The following is an 18,010-nucleotide window of genomic DNA, read 5'->3' on the forward strand; positions in this document are numbered from 1 at the left end:
CAAGGAGCCACAGGCGCGGCCAAGAAAGTAAAAAAGGGAATTGCAGAGCCTTCAAGGAGGAAACGAAATAGGTCGGAGCGCACCGGCGCGCCGGCCAAGTCAATATAAATCAAGCATTCGTAGCGAGCGCAGGCGGTAGCAACTGGCGCAGAACCACGCCACCATCACCCAGAAACGCCACCCGCACCGGAATGGTATAGAGCGGCAGCCCCGCCCGGGCGGCCCGCAATTCGGGAGCCAGCAGGCGCGTGGCGTCCTTTTCCGTCGTAAAAATAGGCCAGCCCGGCTGCCAATGCGCCCGCAGCGCCGCCACATCTTCCGGCGTGAAGGCGTGATGGTCGGGAAACCGGGCGTGGTATTGGATTTTATACCCTTGTTTCTCAAGCTCCTCCCGCAACGGGCCGGGCTGGGCAATGCCCGTCAGCAACACGGCCGGGCCGGCGGTGGAAGCAACGGGCAAACTCGTGGCAGCTGCATCCGGTAGCACCTGGGGGACGGCATATTGGTAAGCGGAGAAAAGCACGGGCACCTCCGACCGGCTGTAGCGGCGAATATGCTGCACAACGGCCTGCTGGTCAGCTTCTGAAAGATTGGGCGGGCATTTGGTCACGATGACGACATCGGCCCGGGCGGCTCCGGCGCGGCTTTCGCGCAGGCGGCCGGCGGGCAGCACGTAGTCCTCATAAAAAGGCCGGGCCAGCTCCGTGAGCAGAATATTGAGCGTGGGCTGCACAGCACGGTGCTGGTAGGCATCATCGAGCACGATGACGGTGATTTCCGGGTGTTCGCGGAGCAGTAAATGGGCGCCCAGCCGGCGCTCCTCGGCCACGGCCACCACCACCTTGCGGGCCGCGAATTGCTCGAAATACTGCCAGGGCTCATCGCCCACCGTCGCGGCCGAATCGGCAGGGCCGGCCAGACGCGGGCCGGTGGTCTGGCGGCCATAGCCCCGGCTGAGGATGGCCGGGCGTTGGCCCTGGCGCAGCAACTCCTCCACCAGCCAGATGACGTGGGGCGTTTTGCCGGTGCCGCCCACCCGCAGGTTGCCCACGTTGAGCAGCGGCACGGCGAAGGTTTCGGCACGTTTCCAGCGTACATCGTACAGCCAGTTGCGCACAGCCAGCACGGCGGCGTAGAGCCAGGAAAAAGGCAGCAGCAAAAAAGCCAATCCAGACGGCATACGCGAAAATGTGCGGTAACAAGCGCCTACAAAAGTACGGTGCGGGTCCGCCCGGCACACCGTAGCTTCTTTCCTTTCCAACACTCATTTATGCCCTCTTTTTCCGACCAGCTACTGGATTTTCTCCGAAATTTCCCCCTGCCCGCCGCATTGCCTGATGGTGTGGAGGCCCAAAGCCCCTTCCGCGAGCCGGCCGTATTCGACTTGCTGAGCCAGTTTGCGCATAAATTCTATCCCGACGCTCCGCCCCGCGTGGCCGTGCTGGGCATCAATCCCGGCCGGCTGGGCATGGGCCGCACCGGCGTTGCCTTCACCGACCCGGGTACGCTGACCGAATTTTGTGGCATCGAACACGATTTACCCCGGCAACGGCCCGAAACGTCCACCCAATTCGTGTACAAAGTCATCGAAGCAATGGGCGGCCCGGCGGCTTTTTATCAGCACTTTTATATGGGGTCGCTGTACCCATTGGTGCTGCTGAAAGGCGGGCTGAACTATAATTACTACGACTCGCCTGTCCTTACTAAAGCCTTGTGGCCTGATATACAGCTTTCGCTGCGCCAACAGGTGGAAGCATTAGGTTTGCGGCGCGATGTGGCCGTGAGCCTGGGCAAGCGCAACGGCGAATTTTTCAAGCGCCTCAACGCCGAGTTGGGCTTGTTCGATGAAATCGTCGTGCTGGACCACCCGCGCTACCTCATGCAATACAAAAGCCGCGACACGGCCGCCAACGTAGCGCATTATGTAAAAGCACTGGGCCAACTCCTGCCCAATTCATAATTCAAAACTCATAATTCAAATACAAGTGCCCACCGTTCAAGACCTCGCCCGCCTGCTGGAAGCCGCCGCGCCCCTCGCCTATCAGGAAAGCTACGACAACGCCGGCCTGCAATGCGGTGACCCACAGGCCGAAATCACCGGCGTGCTCATCACGCTGGACTGCACCCCGGCCGTGGTTGCCGAAGCCGTGCGGCGCGGCTGCAACGTGGTGGTGGCCCACCACCCGGTCATTTTCCGGCCCCTCAAGCGCCTCACCGGGGCCAATGAAGTGGAGCAAACCATCATCGCCGCCCTGAAGAACGACGTGGCCATCTACGCCGCCCACACCAACCTCGACAACGTGCGCGGCGGTGTAAATGACAAGCTCGCCGAAAAACTTGGTCTGCTAAAAACCCGCGTACTGGCCCCGCAAAGTGGCACTCTGGCCCGTCTCATCACCTACGTTCCCAACCGGCCCGAAGACCAGCAAACCGACCTCGCCGGCCATGTACTGGCCGCCCTCTACGCCGCCGGAGCCGGCCAGGTGGGCCAGTATTCCGACTGCAGCTTCCGCACCGAAGGCACCGGCACCTTCACGCCCGGCAACGGCACCCAACCCGCCATCGGCACCCAAAACCAGGCTGAAACGGTAGCCGAATTGCGCCTCGAAGTGCTGCTGCCACTGCACCGACAGGTAGCGGTGTTGCGGGCATTGCGGGCCGCGCATCCTTATGAAGAGATTGCTTATGAATTGATTAAACTGGAAAACGTGCACCAGGAAATAGGTGCGGGCCTGGTGGGCGAACTGCACGAAGCGCTGGCCCCGGCCGAGTTCCGGCAGTTGCTGAAGCGGCAGCTACTGGTGCCCGTGGTGCGCCATACGGCGTTCGAAAAACCCATCAAAACGGTGGCCATCTGCGGCGGGGCGGGCGCGTTTCTCATCGGCGCGGCGCGGGCCTCCGGGGCCGATGCCTACGTGACCGGCGATGTGAAATACCATGAGTTTTTTGGAGCCGAGGGCCAACTGATGCTCTGCGACGTGGGCCATTTTGAGAGCGAACAGTTCACCGGCGAAGTGTTCCGGGATTTGCTAACGGCCGGATTTGAACGTACTTTTGCGGTCTTAATCGCTGAAACCCCTACGAACCCCGTTCAATATGACTGCTAAAAGTGCCGCCGTGGCTCCCGCCGACGTTCCCGTAGCCGCTAAGCTCGAAGCCCTGCTCACCCTGCAGCACCTCGATTCGCAGCTCGACGAAATCCGGCGCGTGCGGGGCGATTTGCCCGAGGAAGTGAGCGACCTCGAAGACGAAATTGCTGGCTACGAGGTGCGTGTGAAGAAATTCGACGAGGACATTCAGGGCCTGAACGACTTCATCAAGAGCCGCAAGCAAGCCAGCAAGGATGCCGAAACGCTCATCAAAAAGTACGACGAGCAGCAGCAGAACGTGCGCAATAACCGCGAGTTCGAAGCCATTGCCAAGGAAATTGAATTGCAGCGCCTGGAAATCCAGATTGCCGACAAGAAAATCAAGGAGTCGCAGTACCAGATTGACGTGAAAAACGCCGAAATCAGCGGTACGAAGTCGAAACTGGACGAGCGCCGCAAGGACCTCGACACCAAGAAAAGCGAACTCGACACCATCATTTCGGAAAACGAAGAGGAAGAGCGCGCCATCATGGCCCAGCGCGAGGAAGCCACCAAGCCGGTGGAAGACCGCCTGCTGACGGCCTACACCCGCATTCGCGGTAACGTGCGCAACGGTCTGGCCGTGGTGCTGGTGCGCCGCGACGCCTGTGGCGGCTGCTTCAACACGGTGCCGCCCCAGCGCCAGGCTGACATCATTTCGCACAAGAAAATCATCGTGTGCGAGCACTGCGGCCGGATTCTGGCCGATGTGGAAGCTCGTATTTCGTAGTTTTCGCTTGCTTTGAACTGAAAAAGGAACGGCACTGCCGTTCCTTTTTTGTTGCCGGACTTTTGGTCTTCGTTTGTTCATGTTTGGTTGTGCTTTCTCCGTTGCTGTGTTTCGCACCCGTGCCCGTCGGGCGGGGGTGCTGCTGGCGTTGGTGAGTGGGCCGCTGCAGGCGCAGGCCCGGTGGGTGCAGCCAGTTCAGGCCGTCGAAACCCAACAGTTGGCTGCTAATGCCGAACAGCCCGCGAGCCAAAAGCCTGAATCACTTACCACCAACAGCCGCCGAGCTTACGCCGAAGTCTTCAAGCTTCGTCTTGACGCGGCCCGTGCCTTATTGCGTCCCGAGTTAGCCAGCACGCCCACGGCCCCCGCTCCTCTGCTGGTGGCCAATTGCGCCGACTTCGTGGAGCTGCTCATTACCCAGGATGCCAGCCGTTACGATGCACTCACGGACTCGCAGGAAGCTCGCTTAGATGCGTTGGATGATGCCCCGGCCAGCGCTTTGCGCGACTACGCCCGGGCCGAAATCACGCTACATCTGGGCCTGAGCCAACTGCTTTTCAAGCACGTGGTGATGGGCGGCTATCACCTGCGTAGCGGCTACCACCAGATGCAGGACGTGGTGAAGCATTACCCCAACTTCTTACCGGCGCGCAAAACATTGGGCGTGTGCGAGTTTGCCGTAGGCTCCCTGCCCGAAGGCTACCACTGGCTGCTGCGCCTGCTGGGCCTCACGGCCAACTCCGATACTGGTCTGCAACGCCTGGCGCAGGCCGCCGCGCAGCCGAACGATTTCCAGCTCGAAAGCCAGATTTTCCTGGCTCTGATTCGGGAGAGCTACTATAAAAAGCCGGCCGAAGCTCTGCGTCTGGCCGAGCAGCTCACCACCCAACAGCCCGACAACCTGCTTTTTGCCTACCTACGCACCAGCGTGGAAAAGCGCCAGCACCACGGCGCGGCGGCCCTGGCTACCTACCGCGCCCGCCCCACCGGCCCCGGCTACCTGCCCACCGCCTACCTGCACCACATGGCCGCCGACTTGCTGCTATACCGTGGCGAATATGCGGCTTCGGAACGCGAAAACCTGACGTTTCTGCACGAGTTCCATGGCCAGCACTACCGCAAGGATGCGGCTTTCAAGCTCTACCTGGCGGCGTGGCTGAGCGGCCAGCCGGCGGCCGCGGCGAAGTACCGCGCGCTCATCAACCAGCCCGGCCCGGCCGATGTGGAGGAGGACGTGTACGCCCAGCATTACTACCAGGAAGCCGTGGCCCTCAATCCCATTCTAACCAAGGCCCGGCTACAATCCGATGGCGGCTACGACCGCGAGGCACTGAGTACGCTACGGGCATTCCACGCCACTCAGGCCACTCTCTGGCGCGACCGCATTGAGGCCCCCTACCGCCGTGCCCGCGCCTATCAGGGCCTGGGCCGGCTCGATTCGGCCTGGTTTTACTTTGAGCAGACCCAGACCGAGGCCGGCCCCAAAGCGCCCTATTACTACGCCCCCCAGGCCGCCCTGCAACAGGGCTACATGGCCCAAAGCGTGGGCAATAAGCCCACCGCGCGCCTCTACTTCCGGCGGGCGCTGAATTATCCCTGGCACGAATACAAAAACAGCACCGATGCCAAAGCCAAATTGGCCCTGCGGGAGTTGAAGTAGCCCGACCTTTGCAGCCGGTGCCCGCTGCTTCGGTTGCCATTCCTGTCTATTTCTGCTGTGTCTGCTACTGCCCCCGTAACCGTTCCGCTGCACGAGTTGCCCGCCGATTTTCGGACACGGGCGCTACACTGGGGCGCGGCCTTTCCGAATTGCACCTACTTCGAGCCCAATGACCTGTCCTACCCGCAGGGTGCTTTCGAGCGCCTGCTGGCGGTAGCGCCGGCCGGAGGCGAAAATGCCCATTCGCTGGCTGATTTATCCGGGCATGTGGCGGTGGGGCCGCGCTTCGGCTTCCTGACTTACGATTTAAAAAACGACATCGAGGCGCTGCAAAGCGAAAATTTCAGCGGTTTTGCTTGGCCGCGCCTGCATTCCTTCACCCCGGAAACCTGGCTGGTGTGGCGGGCCGACACCATGGAAATCCATGGGCGAACAGACGGGATTTTAGACCAGATTCTGGCGCAGTCAGTGCCGCCCGCTGTGGCGCTAGCCGTGCCCGCAGTGCGCCCACGCCTACCCAAAGCAGACTATTTACGGTCGGTAGAAGCCATTCGGGAGGATATCCTAAATGGCGAAGTATACGAACTGAACCTCTGCCAGGAATTCTATGCCGAGAACGTAGCGCTGAACCCCGTGGAGGTTTTCTGGCAGCTCATGCAGGCATCGCCCGCGCCGTTTGCGGGCTTTGTGCGCTGGCACGACCATTTCCTGCTCTGCGCCTCGCCCGAGCGGTTTCTGGCGAGCCGCTCCGGCCAGCTGATTTCCCAGCCCATCAAAGGCACCATCCGGCGCGGAGCCACACCGGCGGCCGATGAGCAACAGCGCCAAACCCTGCTGCACGACGAAAAAGAGCGCGCCGAAAACCTCATGATTGTGGACCTCGTGCGCAACGACCTCGCCCGCGTGGCCCGCACCGGCACCGTGCGCGTGCCCGAGCTTTTCGGCCTCTACCCCTTTCGCCACCTCTGGCAGATGATTTCGACCGTCACCGCCGACCTGCGCCCCGGCACCGACTTGGCCGAAATCCTCCGCGCTACCTTCCCCATGGGTTCGATGACCGGCGCCCCGAAAATCCGCGCCATGCAACTCATCGAACACTATGAAAGCAGTCGGCGCGGCCTCTATAGCGGCAGCATCGGCTACGTGGGGGCCGATGGAAATTTCGATTTCAACGTCGTCATCCGCTCCCTGCAATACCGCCAGGATACCGGCTACCTCAGCTTCCAGGTTGGCTCCGCCATTACGTATGACTCCGACCCGGAGCGTGAATATGAGGAGTGCCTGCTGAAAGCCAAGGCTTTGCTGGAAGTATTGAAGAGCAATATTGAGTAGGGTGCGGGGCTTGTCCCCGCCCGTCGTTGAACGATTAGCAAACGAGCCGTTCAACGACGGGCGGGGACAAGCCCCGCACCCTACAATATTCTGCCATTCTGTCATTTTACCACTGGTTGCCGTATCTTTGTGCCCCGCCGAAACGCGCTTAGAATATGGCCCAACCCCTCTTAACCCTTGATTTTTTAGATAAAGCCGCTCCCACCGCCGAGGCTACGCCCAGCGGCGAGGTGCGCGTGACGGCCGCTACCCGTACCGGCCGCCAGCGTAAGCTCTACATCGAGAGCTACGGCTGCCAGATGAATTTCTCGGACTCCGAAATCGTGTCAAGCATTCTGTTCGACGAAGGTTTCGATACCACCGACGACCTAGCCAACGCCGACCTCGTCCTGCTTAACACATGCTCCATCCGCGAGAAGGCCGAGCAGACGGTGCGCATGCGCCTGTCGCAAATCAACTCGCACAAAAAGCGCAAGCCCGGCATGCTCGTGGGCGTGCTCGGCTGCATGGCCGAGCGCCTGAAAAGCAAGTTTCTGGAAGAAGAGAAAATCGTGGACCTCGTAGTCGGCCCCGATGCTTACCGGGATTTGCCCGGCCTCATCAGCCAGGTTGATGGCGGCCAGAAAGGCGTGAACGTGCTGCTGAGCCGCGAGGAAACCTACGCCGACATCACGCCCGTGCGCCTGAATTCCAACGGTGTGGCGGCCTTCATCAGCATCATGCGCGGCTGCGATAACATGTGCTCGTTCTGCGTGGTGCCCTTCACCCGGGGCCGCGAGCGCAGCCGCGATGCCCACAGCATCATCCAGGAAGCCAACGACCTAGTGGCGGCCGGCTACAAGGAAGTGACCCTGCTGGGCCAGAACGTGGACTCCTACAAATGGGCCTCGGCCGATGGCACCGAACACGTCAACTTCGCCCAGTTGCTGGAGCGCGTGGCCCTCATCAGCCCTGAGCTGCGGGTGCGCTTCTCGACTTCGCACCCCAAGGACATCACCGACGAGGTGCTGCACACCATGGCGCGCCACGAAAACATCTGCAAATACATTCACCTGCCGGCCCAGAGTGGCAACTCGCGCATTCTCAACCTGATGAACCGGACTTACGACCGGCCCTGGTACGAGGAGCGGGTAAACAAAATCCGTGAGATTCTGGGCGAAGACTGCGCCATCTCGACCGATATGATTGCCGGTTTTTGCTCCGAAACCGAGGAGGAGCACGAGGACACCAAGAGCCTGATTCACTTCGTGAAGTATGACATGGCCTATCAGTTCTTCTACTCGGAGCGCCCCGGCACGCTGGCCGCCCGCAAATTGGCCGATGATGTTCCACTCGAAACCAAGAAGCGTCGCTTGCAGGAATTGATTGACATTCAGCAAGTCTACAGCGCCGAGCGCAACGCCCGCGCCGTGGGCCAGGTGCACAGAGTGCTGGTTGAGAATTTCTCTAAACGCTCGAAAGACGACCTGAGCGGCCGCAACAGCCAGAACCAGGTTATCATCTTCCCCAAGCAAAATTTCAAGAAAGGCGACTACGTGAATGTGCTGGTGCACAGCAGTTCCGCAAGCACTTTGCTGGGCACGGCTGTTTAGTTGGGGTTTCGACCTTGTAACTGCCGCTGCCTCATCCTACTCACGAATCAACTTTCGCCTTGACAACGCAAGAAATCCAATCCATCAAGCTCCGGTTCGGCATCATCGGCAATGCGCCGGCGCTGAACTACGCCATTCAGGTGGCCGCGCAGGTCGCGCCCACTGATATGACGGTGCTCATCACCGGCGAAAGCGGGTCGGGCAAGGAGTCTTTTTCCAAGATTATCCATGCCTTGTCGCCGCGCAAGCACGGGCAGTTTATTGCCATCAACTGCGGCGCTATTCCTGAAGGCACCATTGATTCCGAGTTATTTGGTCACGAAAAGGGCTCCTTCACCGGTGCCAACGAAGCCCGCAAAGGCTATTTCGAGGTAACCAACGGCGGCACCATTTTCCTGGACGAAATCGGCGAAATGCCGCTGGGCACCCAGGCCCGCCTGCTGCGCGTGCTGGAGAATGGCGAGTTTATCCGGGTGGGTTCCAGCAAGGTGCAGAAGACCGATGTGCGCGTGGTGGCCGCCACCAACGTGAACCTGCTCGACCGCGTGCAGGCCGGCACCTTCCGCGAAGACCTATATTACCGCCTCAACACGGTGCCCATCACGGTGCCGCCTTTGCGTGAGCGCGGCGAGGATATCTACCTGCTGTTCCGCAAGTTTGCTTCGGATGCGGCGGAGCGGTACCGCACCCGGCCCATCACGCTGCTGCCCGATGCCGTGCCGGTGCTCACGCGCTTCCGCTTCCCCGGCAACATTCGCCAGCTGAAGAATATCGCCGAGCAGATGTCGGTGCTTGAAACCGAGCGCGACGTGGATGCCCGTCGCCTTGCGCCCTACCTGCCGCAGGACCAAGCCAGCCGCCTGCCCATGCTGCTGGGGCCGGGCGCACCCGACGGGGCCACCGCCGGCTACTCCGAGCGCGATTTGCTCTACAAAATCCTGTTCGACATGCGCCGCGACATGACGGACCTCAAGAAAATGGTGCTGGAGTTGGCCACCGGCCAGCGCCCTCAAGAGGCCCAGGAATTGCTGCGCCAGAATAGTCACCTCTTCAGCAATACGGCACCTTCCGGCGCGTTTGACAGCAGCCAGGCCGCCGAATATTTCCTACCCGCGGCCCCAAACACTTACAACAACGAGCCGGCCACGAGCTACGACGACGAAACCCCGGTGGAGGACATTCCGCACGAAACCGAGGAGGAGACGCTTTCGCTCGACATCAAGGAACGCGAGATGATTCTCAAGGCGTTGAAGAAACACAACAACAAGCGCAAGTACGCCGCCCACGACTTGGGCATCTCGGAACGCACCCTGTACCGCAAACTCAAGCAATATGACCTGGAGCAAGTGTAAAGCCGCTTTTTATTCGATAGCTGCCCTTTGCATGGTATTGGGACTGAGCAGCTGCGGCATCTACTCGTTCAACGGCACCAACATCGACCCGGCGGTGCGCACGATTTCCATTGCCACCATCCAGAATAATTCGCCCTCGGGACCGGCTTTTCTGACGCAGCGTTTCACGGAAGATTTGAAAGATTACTTCCAGCGCAACACCAACCTGAAACTCGTGCCGCGCGACGGCGACTTGCAATTCGACGGCAACATCGTGGCCTACGACTTTGCGCCGGCCTCCATTCAGCAGGTTAATGGCGTGTCGCAAGCCGGCTCGAACCGCCTCACCATCCAGGTCAAAATCCGCTTCACCAACACCAAGGACGACAAGCAGAGCTTCGAGCAGGTGTTCCAGAACTTTGATGACTACGCGGCCAACCGCAACATCTCGACCATCAACAACGACCCATCCGCCGTGCGCACCACCACGGATAAAATCATTACCGACATTTTCAATAAGTCGGTAGCTAACTGGTAGGCGGCGAATAAATTGGGTTCTACTCAGGTCCGTTAGCGGGAAAATCAAGCGTCAAACTCCACGGGAAATATCCATTAACTGTACCATAGCAGCAAGGGTATCTGCGTAAATTAGCGTAATGTTGCACCCCCATTAATGGGTCCGGGACGCTGGTTTACGGCTTTGCTCCGAAAATCCGTCGTTTCTATTTACCGCCTCCACCGCCTGCTTCATCCGTGACCCGCGCTACGCTCCTGCACGTTCTCGACCGCCCCACCGCGCTGGGTCCGGCCGAAGTGCGCGAGCTTGAGCAGCTGGCCCAGGCCTTCCCCTACTGCCAAACGGCGCACCTGCTGCTGGCCAAAGCCGCCCACGACCAGGGCACTATGCTGGCCGGCCAGCGCCTGCGCCGCGCCGCCACCTACGCCGCCGACCGCAGCCTGCTGCGCCGCCTCATCGAGCAGGTAGAGCCGCTCCCCGTAGCTATTCCGGTTTCCGAGGCTGAGCCCGCCATTGAAGTCCCAGTCTTAGCCGTAATCGAGCCGGCCTCGGCTGCCGAAGCTGCACCATTACTCACCCCGGAACCGGTAGCGCCCGCCACCGAAATCCCTGCGCCACCACTGGCAGCCGTGGTAATTGAGGCGATACCTGAGCCGGTTGCAGCTGTTGCGGAGCCCCAGCCAGTAGCAATAACTCCGATAGTTCCGCCAACTTCTGTTGAAATAGAACAGGTTTTACCGCCTGCGGTGGCTGCTCAGTTGCCCACAGAACAGGCAGCCGCTTCTGCGCCTATTATTGAAGCCCTGCCTGAAGCAGTTCCAACGGCCGAGCCAATAGCTCCAGCGCCCACTGTTACGGAAGTATCGGTGGTGTTGCCGGAAGTAGCACCCGTAGCGGTAGAAGTGCTGGTAGCGCTACTGCCTTCGCATGAGTTGCCTCCGATAACTGCTGAACCGCAAGCAGTAGAACTAGTAGCAGAGCCTGCGCCAGTGGATTCGCTCATCCTGGTTGACCAGGAACAGGCCGCCATTACACCTGACAGCCTGCCCGAAACACTAGAAATAACTCCTGCGCCAGCCGCTGAAGCGCCTCAAGCAACTCTAGTCGCTGACGAATTACCCGCTCAGGCCCCTGCCATTCGGCCACCGGTAGAGGTGGGCGAAGCCCGGTTTGAGTTTGGCTTGGCCGATGCGGCCCCGGCCATCGTGCCGACTTACGAACTGCCCGGCCTGATTGATGAATGGGCCGCCTCGGCCGTTACGCGCAGCCTGGGTAGCTCCGGCGCATTTGCTCTGCCAAGCCCGGCCCCAGCCGCTCCCGTTTTCACCCCGGCCGCCTTCACCGGCGATGCCGTGGTAGGCTACTCCTTCGGCGAAAGCAGCCGTCTGGGTTTGTCCATGCAGTTATTGGACTTACTGATTGCCAAAGCCGAAGCCGCCGAAACGGCCACGGCCGTGGTGGCCGCCGCCCAGCCGCCGGCCGTGCCGCTCCCGCCCACCGGCACCTTCTTCGAGCCCGACCCTTTGTTACTCGACCACTGGGCCACGCACTGCCCCGCGCCGCCCGAACTGCCCTCCACGGTCGACCTTATCAATAACTTCCTTAAGCGGCAGCCGCGCCTCACGCGGCCCGGCATGCTACCGCCCTCGCCCGGCGGCCAGCCCGATTTGAGCGTGCGCAGCACCCGCGCCGAACCCGACCTCGTTTCCGAAAATCTGGCCCGCATCTTCGTGCGGCAGGGCAAAACGGCCCGCGCCATTGAGATTTATGAAAAGCTCATGGTGAAGCAGCCGGAAAAAATGGCGTACTTTGCACTCCAAATTCAATCATTGCAACCTTCAGCGTAATTTGCTTTTTCAGCTTCTTTACCCCTCATGTACACTGCTCTAATCATCCTCATTCTCCTGGTGTGTTTCCTGCTGGCCCTCGTAGTGCTGGCCCAAAACCCCAAAGGGGGCGGAATTTCCAGCCAGTTTAGCGCCGGCGGCGCGGCCAGCATGATGGGCGTGAAACGCACCGGCGACCTGCTCGAAAAACTCACCTGGGGCTTCGCCATTGGTCTGGTGGTGCTGTCGCTCGGCTCGCACATGCTCACCTCCACCGGCGGTGGCCCGGTGCGCAGCGTGAACCAGCAGCGTGCCCTCGAAACCAAGCTGCCTGCGCCTACTGCCCCGAGCGCTCCGGCCCCGACGGCTCCTGCCCCTGATGCAACCGCTCCGGCTACTGCTCCCACTGGCACCACTACGCCAGCTCCGGCAAACAAGCCTCAGTAATCGCGGCTTCTATTCTGAACCTGCAAAAGCCGGTGCTTCTCTAGCGAGAGGCACCGGCTTTTTCTTTGGGCCAACGCTGTATAGCTGCACGACTGAACCGGCCACCGGTACCGGCGCATCCGCCACTTCTGCCACATTTCACGGTTGAAACCTGCCCATTTTGTCAGGTTTGTGGCGCTGGCACGGGAAATGAGACAGGGCTGCACACGAAGATTTTCCATCTAATCCAACCCAAATACACCCAAAATGGCACTTAGCATCAAGCCCCAAGCTGACCGCATTATTGTTAAGGCTGCGGCCGCCGAGGAGAAAACCAAATCCGGCATTATCATCCCTGACACTGCTAAGGAAAAGCCTCAGCGTGGTACTGTAATGGCAGCAGGAGAAGGCCGGTATGCTGAAATGACTGGCACCTTAGTTCCGGTACGTGTTAAAGTTGGTGACGAAGTACTCTATGGCAAATATGCTGGCACCGAAATTACCGTCGATGGCGAGGATTACCTCATCATGAAAGAGTCGGACATTTTCGCTGTGCTCTAAGCGACTTGCTTGGGCTAATCGAAATCCTTAACATTTACCCTCCCAAATACTCCAACCCTAGCAATGGCTAAGAACATCCAATTCGACACCGAAGGCCGCGCCCGTCTGCAGGCCGGTGTGAACAAACTGGCGAACGCCGTGAAAGTGACCCTCGGCCCCAAAGGCCGCAACGTCATTATCGACAAGAAATTCGGCGCTCCCTCGATTACCAAGGACGGCGTGACCGTGGCCAAGGAAATTGAGCTGCGTGACCCGATTGAAAACATGGGCGCTCAGCTCGTGAAAGAAGTGGCTTCGAAAACGGCCGACCAGGCTGGCGACGGCACCACGACGGCAACGGTATTGGCCCAGGCCATCTACACCGCCGGCTCGAAAAACGTGGCCGCCGGTGCTAACCCGATGGACCTGAAGCGCGGCATCGACAAGGCGGTTATCGCCGTGGTTGCTAACCTGAAGTCTCAGTCGAAGAAGATTGAAAACTCGGCTGAAATAGCTCAAGTGGGCGCTATTTCGGCCAACAACGACATGGAAATCGGCCAGATGATTGCCGATGCCATGGACAAAGTTGGTAAAGAAGGCGTCATCACGGTAGAAGAAGCCCGTGGCACTGAAACCGAAGTGAAGACGGTGGAAGGCATGCAGTTTGACCGCGGCTACCTCTCCCCTTACTTCGTGACCAACCCCGAGAAAATGGAGGTTGAGTTCGACTCGCCTTACGTCCTCATCTACGACAAGAAAGTGAGCACCATGAAGGAGCTCCTGCCCGTGTTGGAGCAGGTGCTGCAGACCGGTAAGCCCCTCGTCATCATCTCGGAAGATGTGGACGGTGAGGCTCTGGCTACCCTCGTGGTGAACAAGCTGCGTGGCTCGCTGAAAATCGCGGCTGTGAAGGCTCCTGGCTTCGGCGACCGCCGCAAGGCCATGCTGGAAGACATTGCAACCCTCACGGGCGGTACCGTTATCAGCGAAGAGCAGGGCTACAAGCTCGAAAACGCTACCCTGGAGTACCTCGGTACGGCTGAGAAAATTATCATCGACAAGGACAACACGACCATCGTGAACGGCAAGGGCTCGAAAGAGGCCATCACCGGCCGTATCAGCCAGATTAAGGCGCAGATGGAAACCACCACGTCGGACTACGATAAGGAGAAACTGCAGGAGCGCCTCGCTAAACTGAGCGGCGGTGTTGCTATTCTCTACATCGGCGCTTCGACTGAAGTGGAAATGAAAGAGAAGAAAGACCGCGTGGACGATGCCCTGCACGCTACCCGCGCCGCCGTTGAGGAAGGCGTGGTACCCGGCGGTGGCGTGGCCCTGGTGCGTGCCATCGAGGCTTTGGCCGCGGTGGACACCCACAATGCTGACGAGCGCACCGGCGTGAACATCATCCGCACCGCCCTTGAGGCTCCCCTCCGCACTATCGTGGCCAATGCTGGCGGCGAAGGTTCGGTGGTGGTGCAGAAAGTGCGCGACGGCAAAGGTGACTACGGCTACAACGCCCGCGAGGACCGTTACGAAAACCTGGTGGCCGCTGGTATCATCGACCCCACCAAGGTGACCCGTCTGGCCCTCGAAAACGCTGCTTCTATCGCCGGCCTGTTGCTGACGACTGAGGCCGTGATTTCGGACGAGCCCGAGCCCAAGGACAACGGCCATAGCCACGGCGACGGCGGCATGGGCGGTATGGGTGGCATGGGCGGCATGATGTAAGTCAACGCCGCTGGCAGCCTTTCGCTGTTAGCTCATGAGAAAGCCCCGCTGGCAGTGCCGGCGGGGCTTTTTTGTGTCGAAAGAGGTCTGGAAGGTTTGTAGTCGGGACGGAAGGTTCAGACCAGTGACCGAAGGTTTGTAGTCGGGAAGCGGTTGGCGGGAGTCGGGAAGCAGTTGGCGGTAGTCGGGAAGCAGTTGGCGGCGGTCGGGAAGCAGTTGGCGGCGGTCGGGAAGCGGTTGGCGATAGTCGGGAAGGGTTTGGCGGGGGTCGGGAAGCAGTTGGCGGCTATCGGGAAGCCATTGGCGACCGTCGGGACGGAACTGGCGGGGCTCGGGATACGGCAGGCAGTAGCCGGCAAGCCCACCTTCGGGCAGCAAAAAGCCCCCGATGCTGCTGCATCGGGGGCTTTTTCAGAAGCTAAACAGACTCCGCCTTACGCCTGCGCAATAGGCGCGGGGTAGTTGCGGGCGTCCATCATCTTGGCCAGCTTGCCGCTGATGAGGAAGAGGATGGCGGCAGCCACGGCGGCCGAAACCACGAAGACCATGAAGAAATCGTAGAGGTTGGTGATGTGGTAGCCGAGTATTTCCGGGGCGGGGGCCGTCGATTTGGGGTCGGGGTAGAGGCTGCTCATGTAGCCGGCCAGGTAGTTGGCGGCGGCGTTGGCGAGGAACCACACGGCCATCAGCAGGGAGGCAAATTTGACGGGAGCCAGCTTGTTCACCAGCGACAGGCCGATGGGCGACAGGCAAAGCTCGCCCACGGAGTGCAGGAAATAGAGCGCCACCAGGAAGAACATGCTCACCTTCACGCCGGGCTGCAGGTTGTGCACGCCGAAGCACATCACGAGGTAGCCAGCGGCCAGCATGGCGAGGCCGATGCACATTTTGAGGGGGGATGGCGGCTCGGCCCCGCGACGGCCCAGGGCCGTCCAGACCATGGCCATGAGCGGCGCGCCCACCACCACGAAGATGGCGTTGAGGTTCTGGAAAATACTGGCCGGCAGCGTGAAGCCAAAGATGGTGCGGTTCATCTGCTCATCGGCGAAGAAGGTGAGCGAGGCCGGAGCCTGCTCGAACGCCGCCCAGAAAAACACCACGAAAAACGACACGATGAAAATCACCATGATGCCCTTGATGTCGGCCCCGCTCAGGGATTTATCGCTGAAAATCATGTAGGCAATGCCCACGACGGCCACGCCCAGCAGCGGCGCGATGGTGGGAAACTTGGCCGAATCGAGCCAGAGAATGCCCAGGATGATGGCCAGCAGCACCGGCAGCAGCGCGTAGACGCCCATGATGCCGCCCGAAATGGCGGGCGTTTCGCCCACCTGCACGCCTTCCGGCGTGTGGAGGTATTTGTCTTTGCCCCAGTTGAAAACGACGGTGCCCAGCAGCATGGCAATGCCGCAGGCCAGGAAAGCCCAGCGGAAATCGGCGGGGTTGCCGGTGTCGCCGATGAGGCTGGTGATGGTGTTGCCGATGAACGAGCCCAGGTTGATGCCCATGTAGAAGATGGTGTAGGCCGCGTCTTTGCGCTTATCGGCCGGGCTGTAGAGGGAGCCCACCATGCTCGAAATATTGGGTTTGAAGAAGCCGTTGCCCACAATCATCACGCCCAGGCCGAGGTACAGCATCCAGTGGCTCAGGGCGTGGGTGTCGGCCGCGCCGTAGTTCGAGGCCGAGAAAAACAGGGTGAACTGGCCCAGCGCCATCAGCAGGCCGCCGGTGAGGATGGAGCGCCGGTTGCCCCAGTAGCGGTCCGAAATGAAGCCGCCGATGAGGGGCGTGAGGTACACCAGACTGGTGTAGCCGCCGTAGAATTTGGACGCGAAGGCCTTGTCCATCATCATGGCCTTGGTGAGGAACAGCACCAGCACGGCGCGCATGCCGTAGTAGCTGAACCGCTCCCACATTTCGGTGGCGAAAAGCAGGTACAGGCCGCGCGGGTGGCTCGTGGACTCCGCGGATTGCTCTATGGGAGCAGGAATGGTTTGCATTGAAGAAAACTAGGGGTGAGAAATGAGTTGCTAGCAGGGGAAATGCGGCCCGCTGCATTCTTGATGCAATACGGGCACGGTAAATCTAAGAAAGTTTCGGCATTATGAAGCTTGTGGGCCGGGCTGAATTAATGGCAGAACTGTCATCCTGAGCGTAGCGAAGGACCTTTTCACCCCTGCGCCAGTTGAATTTACTGCCAACCGTTCAGCGGTGAGAAGGTCCTTCGCTGCGCTCAGGATGACAGTTCTGCCTTGCCGGTCTTGCCGGCTGAGTCACTCCGGTACGCTTTGGCCCGGTAGGCCCCGGGGGCCATCCCGGTTTGCTTGCGGAAAAACCGCGTGAAATACCCGGGGTCCACAAATTGCAATTCATAGGCAATTTCGGCCACCGAGAGCGAGGTATATAAGAGGTAATTGTGCGCCCGGCGAATGGTGTGGGCCTGCACAATCTGCTGGGCCGTTTTGCCCTTCACGGCCTGGCAGATGCGGTTGAGGTGAACCGGCGTAATCTTGAGCTCCTGGGCAAAATCGGAAATCTTCTTCTCGAAGGGCGCGGTGCGCTCGATGGCTTTCTGGAACTCGCGGAAGTAGTGCAGGGCGCGGTTGGGGCTTTCCTCCTGGCCCCGGCGGTGGTGCAGCAGCCGGAATATTTTCACGAACAGCAGCTTGAAATAGCCATTCAGCGCGAGCTGCTTGCCGGGCAGCTCCGAATTGATTTCCTCGTGAATCTGCTGCTCCAGGGCCGATAAATCGGCGAAGCTGACTTCGGAGTTGAATTCGGACAGAATGTGCAGCGCGTTGATTTCAACCAGCACACCGGGCGTGGCTTGCAGAATGGTATCGAGCAAGGCTTCTGATAAGGTGAGCGTGCGGCCCTTCACCTGCGGGCTGAAGGTGAAGCCGTGGACAGTATTGGCCGGAATGATGACCAGGCAGGGCGTGCGCAACTCTACCAGCTCGGTGGCCTCGAAAGCGGCGCGGCCGGCTTCGAGGAAAAACAGCTGGAACAGGTTTTCGTGCAGGTGCGGCTTCAGGCCCCAGTCGGTGAAGCGCTGGCGGGGCACGATGAGCTGACTTTTGAGGTAGTCGTGCGAAATCTGGGCACGGCTATCGCCGTAAATTCCGTTGTAGCGGGCAATATCGGTGCGCATGGACAAAAGGGCGAAAGACCGGGACAAACCAAACCTAAAGGTAGTC

General features: G+C 60.1%; 15 protein-coding genes. 12 read left to right on the plus strand and 3 right to left on the minus strand.

Going from position 1 to position 18,010, the window contains the following annotated elements:
• Nucleotides 1-109 precede the first annotated feature (109 nt).
• Nucleotides 110-1,180: a tetraacyldisaccharide 4'-kinase gene (gene lpxK, locus ACYU70_RS04155; RefSeq protein ID WP_342296455.1), complete on the minus strand. Its 1,071-nt coding sequence runs from the start codon at nt 1,178-1,180 to the stop codon at nt 110-112.
• Between the two features lie 90 nt (nt 1,181-1,270).
• Here lpxK and ACYU70_RS04160 point away from each other — a divergent pair, with 90 nt between their 5' ends.
• The 12 genes from ACYU70_RS04160 (at nt 1,271) to groL (ending at nt 14,813) form a co-directional block, all read left to right on the plus strand.
• Entirely contained in the window at nt 1,271-1,960 is a 690-nt protein-coding gene (locus ACYU70_RS04160; protein ID WP_342296454.1) for a uracil-DNA glycosylase family protein, read from the plus strand.
• 25 nt (nt 1,961-1,985) lie between these two features.
• Nucleotides 1,986-3,107, plus strand: a complete 1,122-nt coding sequence (locus ACYU70_RS04165; RefSeq protein ID WP_342296453.1) for a Nif3-like dinuclear metal center hexameric protein — start codon at nt 1,986-1,988, stop codon at nt 3,105-3,107.
• On the plus strand, nt 3,097-3,858 hold the full coding sequence (locus ACYU70_RS04170) for a zinc ribbon domain-containing protein (RefSeq protein WP_342296452.1): 762 nt from the start codon (nt 3,097-3,099) through the stop codon (nt 3,856-3,858). Before ACYU70_RS04165 ends, ACYU70_RS04170 begins: the two co-directional genes overlap by 11 nt.
• A gap of 106 nt (nt 3,859-3,964) precedes the next feature.
• Nucleotides 3,965-5,518 (plus strand): DUF3808 domain-containing protein, encoded by a 1,554-nt coding sequence (locus tag ACYU70_RS04175; protein ID WP_342296451.1) that lies wholly within the window; start codon nt 3,965-3,967, stop codon nt 5,516-5,518.
• A gap of 57 nt (nt 5,519-5,575) precedes the next feature.
• Nucleotides 5,576-6,850: an anthranilate synthase component I family protein gene (locus tag ACYU70_RS04180; protein ID WP_342296450.1), complete on the plus strand. Its 1,275-nt coding sequence runs from the start codon at nt 5,576-5,578 to the stop codon at nt 6,848-6,850.
• Between the two features lie 155 nt (nt 6,851-7,005).
• Nucleotides 7,006-8,442 carry a tRNA (N6-isopentenyl adenosine(37)-C2)-methylthiotransferase MiaB gene (miaB, locus tag ACYU70_RS04185; protein ID WP_342296449.1) on the plus strand — a complete coding sequence of 479 codons (1,437 nt, stop codon included), beginning with the start codon at nt 7,006-7,008 and terminating at the stop codon, nt 8,440-8,442.
• Between the two features lie 59 nt (nt 8,443-8,501).
• Nucleotides 8,502-9,794, plus strand: a complete 1,293-nt coding sequence (locus ACYU70_RS04190) for a sigma-54 interaction domain-containing protein (protein WP_342296448.1) — start codon at nt 8,502-8,504, stop codon at nt 9,792-9,794.
• Nucleotides 9,795-9,825: 31 nt separating this feature from the next.
• Nucleotides 9,826-10,311, plus strand: coding sequence for an LptE family protein (locus tag ACYU70_RS04195; RefSeq protein ID WP_342296447.1), 486 nt, complete (start codon nt 9,826-9,828; stop codon nt 10,309-10,311).
• Nucleotides 10,312-10,526: 215 nt separating this feature from the next.
• Entirely contained in the window at nt 10,527-12,137 is a 1,611-nt protein-coding gene (locus ACYU70_RS04200) for a hypothetical protein (RefSeq protein ID WP_342296446.1), read from the plus strand.
• Between the two features lie 27 nt (nt 12,138-12,164).
• Nucleotides 12,165-12,563, plus strand: a complete 399-nt coding sequence (secG, locus tag ACYU70_RS04205; RefSeq protein ID WP_342296445.1) for a preprotein translocase subunit SecG — start codon at nt 12,165-12,167, stop codon at nt 12,561-12,563.
• Between the two features lie 246 nt (nt 12,564-12,809).
• Nucleotides 12,810-13,103, plus strand: a complete 294-nt coding sequence (groES, locus tag ACYU70_RS04210; RefSeq protein ID WP_342296444.1) for a co-chaperone GroES — start codon at nt 12,810-12,812, stop codon at nt 13,101-13,103.
• A gap of 63 nt (nt 13,104-13,166) precedes the next feature.
• A complete protein-coding gene (groL, locus tag ACYU70_RS04215) occupies nt 13,167-14,813 on the plus strand; it encodes a chaperonin GroEL (protein WP_342296443.1) in 1,647 nt (548 codons plus the stop codon).
• Between the two features lie 434 nt (nt 14,814-15,247).
• Here the strand turns inward: groL and ACYU70_RS04220 are convergent, their stop codons facing one another.
• Together ACYU70_RS04220 and ACYU70_RS04225 are read right to left on the minus strand one after the other, a co-directional pair.
• Nucleotides 15,248-16,813, minus strand: a complete 1,566-nt coding sequence (locus tag ACYU70_RS04220) for a peptide MFS transporter (protein WP_342296441.1) — start codon at nt 16,811-16,813, stop codon at nt 15,248-15,250.
• 233 nt (nt 16,814-17,046) lie between these two features.
• On the minus strand, nt 17,047-17,964 hold the full coding sequence (locus ACYU70_RS04225) for an AraC family transcriptional regulator (RefSeq protein WP_342296440.1): 918 nt from the start codon (nt 17,962-17,964) through the stop codon (nt 17,047-17,049).
• Nucleotides 17,965-18,010: the final 46 nt, after the last annotated feature.

The sequence above is a fragment of the Hymenobacter segetis genome (assembly GCF_054776495.1).

Coding starts and splice junctions, on each gene's coding strand:
- lpxK (WP_342296455.1), bottom strand. CDS start 1,180: ATGCCGTCTGGATTGGCTTTTTTGCTGCTGCCTTTTTCCTGGCTCTAC.
- ACYU70_RS04160 (WP_342296454.1), top strand. CDS start 1,271: ATGCCCTCTTTTTCCGACCAGCTACTGGATTTTCTCCGAAATTTCCCC.
- ACYU70_RS04170 (WP_342296452.1), top strand. CDS start 3,097: ATGACTGCTAAAAGTGCCGCCGTGGCTCCCGCCGACGTTCCCGTAGCC.
- miaB (WP_342296449.1), top strand. CDS start 7,006: ATGGCCCAACCCCTCTTAACCCTTGATTTTTTAGATAAAGCCGCTCCC.
- ACYU70_RS04195 (WP_342296447.1), top strand. CDS start 9,826: ATGGTATTGGGACTGAGCAGCTGCGGCATCTACTCGTTCAACGGCACC.
- secG (WP_342296445.1), top strand. CDS start 12,165: ATGTACACTGCTCTAATCATCCTCATTCTCCTGGTGTGTTTCCTGCTG.
- groES (WP_342296444.1), top strand. CDS start 12,810: ATGGCACTTAGCATCAAGCCCCAAGCTGACCGCATTATTGTTAAGGCT.
- groL (WP_342296443.1), top strand. CDS start 13,167: ATGGCTAAGAACATCCAATTCGACACCGAAGGCCGCGCCCGTCTGCAG.
- ACYU70_RS04220 (WP_342296441.1), bottom strand. CDS start 16,813: ATGCAAACCATTCCTGCTCCCATAGAGCAATCCGCGGAGTCCACGAGC.
- ACYU70_RS04225 (WP_342296440.1), bottom strand. CDS start 17,964: ATGCGCACCGATATTGCCCGCTACAACGGAATTTACGGCGATAGCCGT.